Origin of the sequence: Enterobacter sichuanensis, assembly GCF_002939185.1 — a bacterium.
GTDB classification, from domain to species: Bacteria; Pseudomonadota; Gammaproteobacteria; order Enterobacterales; family Enterobacteriaceae; genus Enterobacter; species Enterobacter sichuanensis.
The window spans coordinates 1-5,560 of record NZ_POVL01000100.1 but is presented as its reverse complement, the minus strand read 5'-3'; the positions used below and the strand labels follow the sequence as shown (position 1 = coordinate 5,560).

5 protein-coding genes and 1 pseudogene are annotated in these 5,560 nt (G+C 41.6%); all 6 read left to right on the top strand.

Features of this window, described 5'->3' with window-relative positions:
• The first annotated feature begins 37 nt into the window (after positions 1-37).
• Positions 38-277, top strand: a complete 240-nt coding sequence (locus C5687_RS23385; protein WP_104558136.1) for a hypothetical protein — start codon at positions 38-40, stop codon at positions 275-277.
• On the top strand, positions 277-597 hold the full coding sequence (locus C5687_RS23380; protein WP_104558135.1) for a hypothetical protein: 321 nt from the start codon (positions 277-279) through the stop codon (positions 595-597). The genes C5687_RS23385 and C5687_RS23380 overlap by 1 nt, the downstream gene beginning before the upstream one ends.
• Before the next feature lie 334 nt (positions 598-931).
• Positions 932-2,128: a tyrosine-type recombinase/integrase gene (locus tag C5687_RS23375; protein ID WP_104558134.1), complete on the top strand. Its 1,197-nt coding sequence runs from the start codon at positions 932-934 to the stop codon at positions 2,126-2,128.
• Positions 2,129-2,308: 180 nt separating this feature from the next.
• Positions 2,309-3,589: a hypothetical protein gene (locus C5687_RS23370; RefSeq protein ID WP_032278740.1), complete on the top strand. Its 1,281-nt coding sequence runs from the start codon at positions 2,309-2,311 to the stop codon at positions 3,587-3,589.
• Complete coding sequence (locus C5687_RS23365; protein WP_032278739.1) at positions 3,589-4,701, top strand: hypothetical protein; 1,113 nt, start codon at positions 3,589-3,591, stop codon at positions 4,699-4,701. The genes C5687_RS23370 and C5687_RS23365 overlap by 1 nt, the downstream gene beginning before the upstream one ends.
• A 49-nt stretch (positions 4,702-4,750) precedes the next feature.
• A pseudogene (locus C5687_RS23360) lies at positions 4,751-4,981 on the top strand (integrase core domain-containing protein); the annotation flags it as partial.
• Between the last annotated feature and the right edge of the window lie 579 nt (positions 4,982-5,560).

Genomic DNA, 5,560 nt, shown 5'->3' with positions numbered 1-5,560 from the left:
ATATACATACAGTCAATAAGCGAGTGAGGGTGCGTTCATGCCTCGTCAACCGGATATTCGTGCTGCTTTTATTGCGGCCATACAGCAAAACCCGAAGGGCTATCTCTGCCTGCATACAGACAGATTCATCGCTGAACTGCAGGAGAGGAACTGGCATTTCAGCCAGACAGACGCGAACGCATGGATTGAGAGATACCAGCCAGATTTTGCTGACAAGACGACCGATGGAAGCGACAACCGTTATTGGATCCTACGTAACATGGGGAGGGTTTTCTAATGGGCTTTCCATCCCCGGCGTCAGATTACGTTGAGCAACAGCTCTCACCTGTTGTGCTGTGTAACATTGGAGCGGATAGCAGAGTGCTTGAGACAGATATTGGCTTTGCGGTTATCGAGCCGTGCGTGAGAACCTGCGAAGGGGATGTACTTCTGATTCTGAGCGATGGGCGCACGCAGTTTGCCAGGCTGATTGGCAAGGCGCTTATCACTGATGATGGCGAGGCAATAGAAGGGGCTGCGCTTGCAGATGTGGAGGTGCTTGGAGTGGCGACGTTCTTCATCAACCGAGTAAGGGAAGATTACTCCCCGGTGATGTGATGGGACGGATATGGGACAGCTACCATTTTTTATGGGTTTCTGTCTCTTTCCATCTTTTAGCATCATGGGACGTGTGAGCGCAGGGATGATGCGGTAAGTTACTGTGTTAAAATGAGGTTCTTATAATTCGTAATGCGAAGGTCGTAGGTTCGACTCCTATTATCGGCACCATTTCAAACTCTTCCCAGGTCTACCGAAATCAACTTAAAGCCCGTATACTGCGGTTTCTAGCCCGTATTTTATCTCCTGCTATCAACTGGACTCAACCGGAATCAAGTTACAGTTGGGGGCATAAGTGGGGGCATTCTGTGTTCGGTCCAGGGAGATGCCCCCAATGAAGCTAAATGCGCGACAGGTAGATGCAGCTAAACCCAGAGAGAAAGCCTATAAGCTGGCAGATGGTGCTGGCTTGTATCTTGAAGTCGTTCCCTCTGGTTCCCGATACTGGCGGATGAAATATCGCTTCAATGGAAAAGAGAAGCGTATGGCTTTCGGTGTCTATCCGACAGTGTCCCTTGCACAAGCGAGGGCATTACGTGATGAAGCCAAGAAAAAGCTGGCCGAGGGCATCGATCCGTCTTTCGCCAAGAAAGAGGAAAAGCTGGTTCGCGATGTGCAGCTCAACAACACGTTTCAGGCTGTGGCTCTTGAATGGCACGGAACGAAGGTGAGCCGATGGTCAGAAGGTTATGCCTCCGACATTATGGAAGCTTTCAATAAAGATATTTTCCCCTATATCGGCCAGCAGCCTGTGAATGAAATCAAACCGCTAGTTCTACTGAATGTGCTGCGTCGAATGGAAAGCCGTGGTGCGACAGAGAAGGCTAAGAAGGTTCGCCAGCGCTGCAGCGAAGTCTTTCGCTACGCCATCGTTACCGGTCGTGCGGAATATAACCCTGCAGCGGATCTAACCAGTGCGATGTCTGGGCATGAATCGAAGCATTATCCCTTCCTTACCGTTGAGGAGTTACCAGACTTCTTTAAAGCTCTCTCTGGTTACACAGGCAGCCCGTTAGTTGTTCTTGCCGCACGTTTGCTGATCCTTACGGGAGTTCGTACCGGCGAGCTTCGAGGTGCTCTCTGGAGTGAGTTTGATCTTGAGAAAGCAGTGTGGGAAATTCCTGCAGCGCGAATGAAGATGAAACGGCCTCACCTTGTCCCCCTCTCTACCCAAGCACTAGAGATCTTACAGCAGCTCAAAGTGATGTCTGGGCAATATCCTCTGGTGTTTCCAGGGAGGAATGATCCCCGCAAAACAATGAGCGAAGCGAGTATTAATCAGGTGTTTAAGCGGATTGGATACACGGGGAAGGTAACGGGGCATGGTTTCCGCCACACGATGAGTACGATTTTGCACGAGGAAGGGTTCAATACGGCATGGATTGAAACCCAACTTGCGCATGTCGATAAGAACGCGATACGTGGAACGTATAACCATGCGTTGTATCTGGAAGGAAGAAAGGAGATGATGCAGTGGTATGCAGATTATATTAAATGTCTTTTTGTAACTAACGTAAGACATGTTTCATGAAAAACGCATTCAGCCATGTAGATGGCTGAATGTCCAATAAACACAAATAACTAAATGAAAAATTTTGAAAAAAAACTTGAAATGCTCCTGCATTAGGAGCTTTACTCAATCTGTATATTTAGTAACACTTAAAATTCTGTATTTAGCATAATTGTAGACCAAAAAATTTTCGAGGGTGACATGGATAGAAAAACTGCAGTTGCAAGATGTCATGAAATCCAACTGGCTATTCGAGATAAAGAAGTTATCAAGTTTGAAAAAATACCCGAAATCGGAATGGCTGTTCAATTAGCACTACACATAAGGGGCCTGCCCATTATTGAATACCAGCTTCTAAAAATGGTCGCTACCTCTCTAATTGGAATACCTCGGTTAGCTGTTGATAGGATCGTATTTCTTTTGGCTGAAATTGGATTTGTTAAAATTCACTCTGAAGGGAAAAGTATTAAAGCCGTACTACCAAGTGTTCCTTATTTTGAAGACCTTTATGATGGAATCGGTGAATATTATGAAAATCAGTCTAACCCTGATGAGTTCGAAAAGTTGTCCCTTATAATCGTAGATTCATTGGCAGGCTCACCTTTTAATATCGATTCTTTAGCCGATAAATTAGGTGCTGATAGAAAAGACTTTGATCAAAGCATTGAGATCGGAGAAAGAGGAAATTATATTTACTCTAGAAGATGCCGATCTAAAAAAATACTTCTAAATCCTACGTATTTTTCCGAAAATGCAGATATTTTTGCCGATCATGTAGCAAAAGCTGGGGCCAAAACAGTTCAAAAAACGCTCCATCTTTTAGAGAAAGCCCAAGGTTGGCCTTTATCACTAATCTTAAAAAGGAAAGAAATTGCTGGCCACTCTCTTTCTGATGATGAGACTAGTTTGATAAAAAGACTTGCACAAGACGGTATGGTAAAACCTCCTTCTATTATCACTTCTTATTCTGGAGATAATTCTTTCATATTTACTCCAACACCAAATTTTGTAAATATAAGTCCATTCAAAAGAGAGCAATATGAACGAGCTTTAGCGATAGTTTCTGCTATACGGCAAGGGGAATTGTTGCCAAATAAATACAGAATTAGAAGCCCTGGGGCTGTGTTGTATAAATTGAAAACTGAGCTTAAGCTTTCACCCACAAGTGATTATGCTGAGCAATATCAAAATCTTCAACACTTGCGCATAGCAAAACTAGTCAAACTTCATAATGGCTATAATCAACTCGAGATTATTGATACGCCAGAAAATAGAGAGTCCTTAAAAATTGCATATCAGTTAGTCCAAGGTGATAAGATACCCGAATTAGTAGTTGATAATGATGTAATGAAAGCGATGGCAGGTACTCGTGACTATGTAGAATCTTTGGTAAGTTCCAAATTAATGCGTGAAAAGGAAAATATATCGCTTTCGGAAGAAACAGAGAATGAACTAACTCAGTTGCTTTTGGAGAAAATTTAATGTTAAAAGATAGAGCCCAAAAAGCATTAGCTTTGAAATTTTGTATATCTAAACGCTGGTTGCCACAACTCGAAGTAAATATAGAGTCGAGCAAGCGGCTTGAAAAGCAAAATTTACTGCTTACTGATTTAGATGTCCTTGCTGTTGCCTTATCTCCTGTCGGCGAACAGGTTAAATTTATTTTCGATTGTAAAAGTGGAAACAGAGAATCACCGATAGGGCGTGTTTTTTGGTTAAAAGGAGTAATGGAAAAAACACACTCATCGCACGGTTTTATCCTGATGAATTCGAAAATGAATATTGGAAAAGATCACAGGTTAACAGCAGCAGATCTAAATATTTCATTACTTAAAGAAAATGAATTCGAAAGTTTATCTATCGGGACTGGTGGAAGCACATCGATAAATACAGAATATTCAGTAGCGGCAGATATTACAGCATGGGAAAAATTGTCTGAACTTAACAAAAAATATCCTAACATGTCAGAATATCTTTCATTTTCAAATTCATCTTTTTGGATGATCAATGAACCTGGAGAGCAGTGTAGGAAGGTTGTTGCTAAACTGAGAAGAATAAGATCAGAGTTAGATCCATCTAAGAATGAGCATTTATGTATATTTGGTGATGCACTTTCATTATTTTTGATGACAATTTCAAACATAGCGAATAAATTACTACTCGTATTAATTTCGCCAACTGAGAAAGATGATTTTTCTTCTCTTGTATTAGCATATCTATATGGTGGTTATGAGAACCTTAACGCGGCGATTAAGATCCGCAGCTTAGCAACAGGTCAAAATGAAGGTGATGCATTAAGCATTTTTCCAGAAACAAATAAATTTGAACATTTGATTAGAGAAATAATGCAAGCCCCACAGCAAGCTATGGCTGCTGCTTTATTAGCTCGAGAGTTATCTCTATGTATGCTAACTAATTCTGAGCAGACCAAATTACAATTAGATATTGCAAATGAAAATCCATATGCAACGAAATTCATTTTACTTGCTTCTGAATATCTGCAGCAAGCTATAAAATTGCCGCCTGAATTTTTTGATATTTATTCTAAAATATCCTTTGGAATAACAACTGAAAATTCCAAAAGAAAAAAATAGAATACTACAAAGCGAAGATCTATGTCTTCGCTTTGCAATTTAAAATACGATTGAATTTATCAATCCCGGGAAACCAACTCAGAATGCCTTTATTGAACGTTTTAACCGGACGTAACGGACAGAAATACTGGATTTTTATTTATTCAGAACGCTGAATAAAGCACGAGAAATTACAGAGTGCAGGCGGCAGGAATATAACCAGCAACGACCCCATTCATCGTTAAATGATCAGACGCCAGAGGAATTTATCCGAAGCCTGCAAAAAGGCCGGAATCACTGATTTAGCCAGGCATCGATATTGGGAAGAGATCAAACAACCGGAACTCTCAAAAAGTGCGTGGAACTAAAACAGGTGCGCTTACACGTTGTTTCCTGCTGATAACATAGACCAATTTTAGCGATATACCCAAGCTGGTAATATCAATTGCGAGCTACCACTTCTTGTTGACAGCAAATTGGACTTTTCGCTCTGTACTAGAAGCAAAAGTTGGAGTATCAGTGACTCTCTAAACGTGAATGGTTCATTTTGCAGGGAGACTTACAGGACGACCACTGTAACCTGATGATGCGTGGTCTGAGCTAATACAATTTATTCAACAAAGCCGGTCTTGGCTCAACGAGCTGGCGAAAGCCGCGCAGCTCTCCACTAACTCCCAATGGACCCGCGATATTTCGCTGAGCGCTGGCGGCTTCGAGATATACAACTACCGTAAGGACTATTATGAAATTACTTAAAATCCCGTGAAAGCATTTGCGAAGCAGCTGAAGCTGTATAAATACCAGCATGTTTTATTTCAGCTGCTATTTTGTAACCATCATCTCTAAATTGCGCAAGCATTGAGCTTAAAGAACCAAGTTT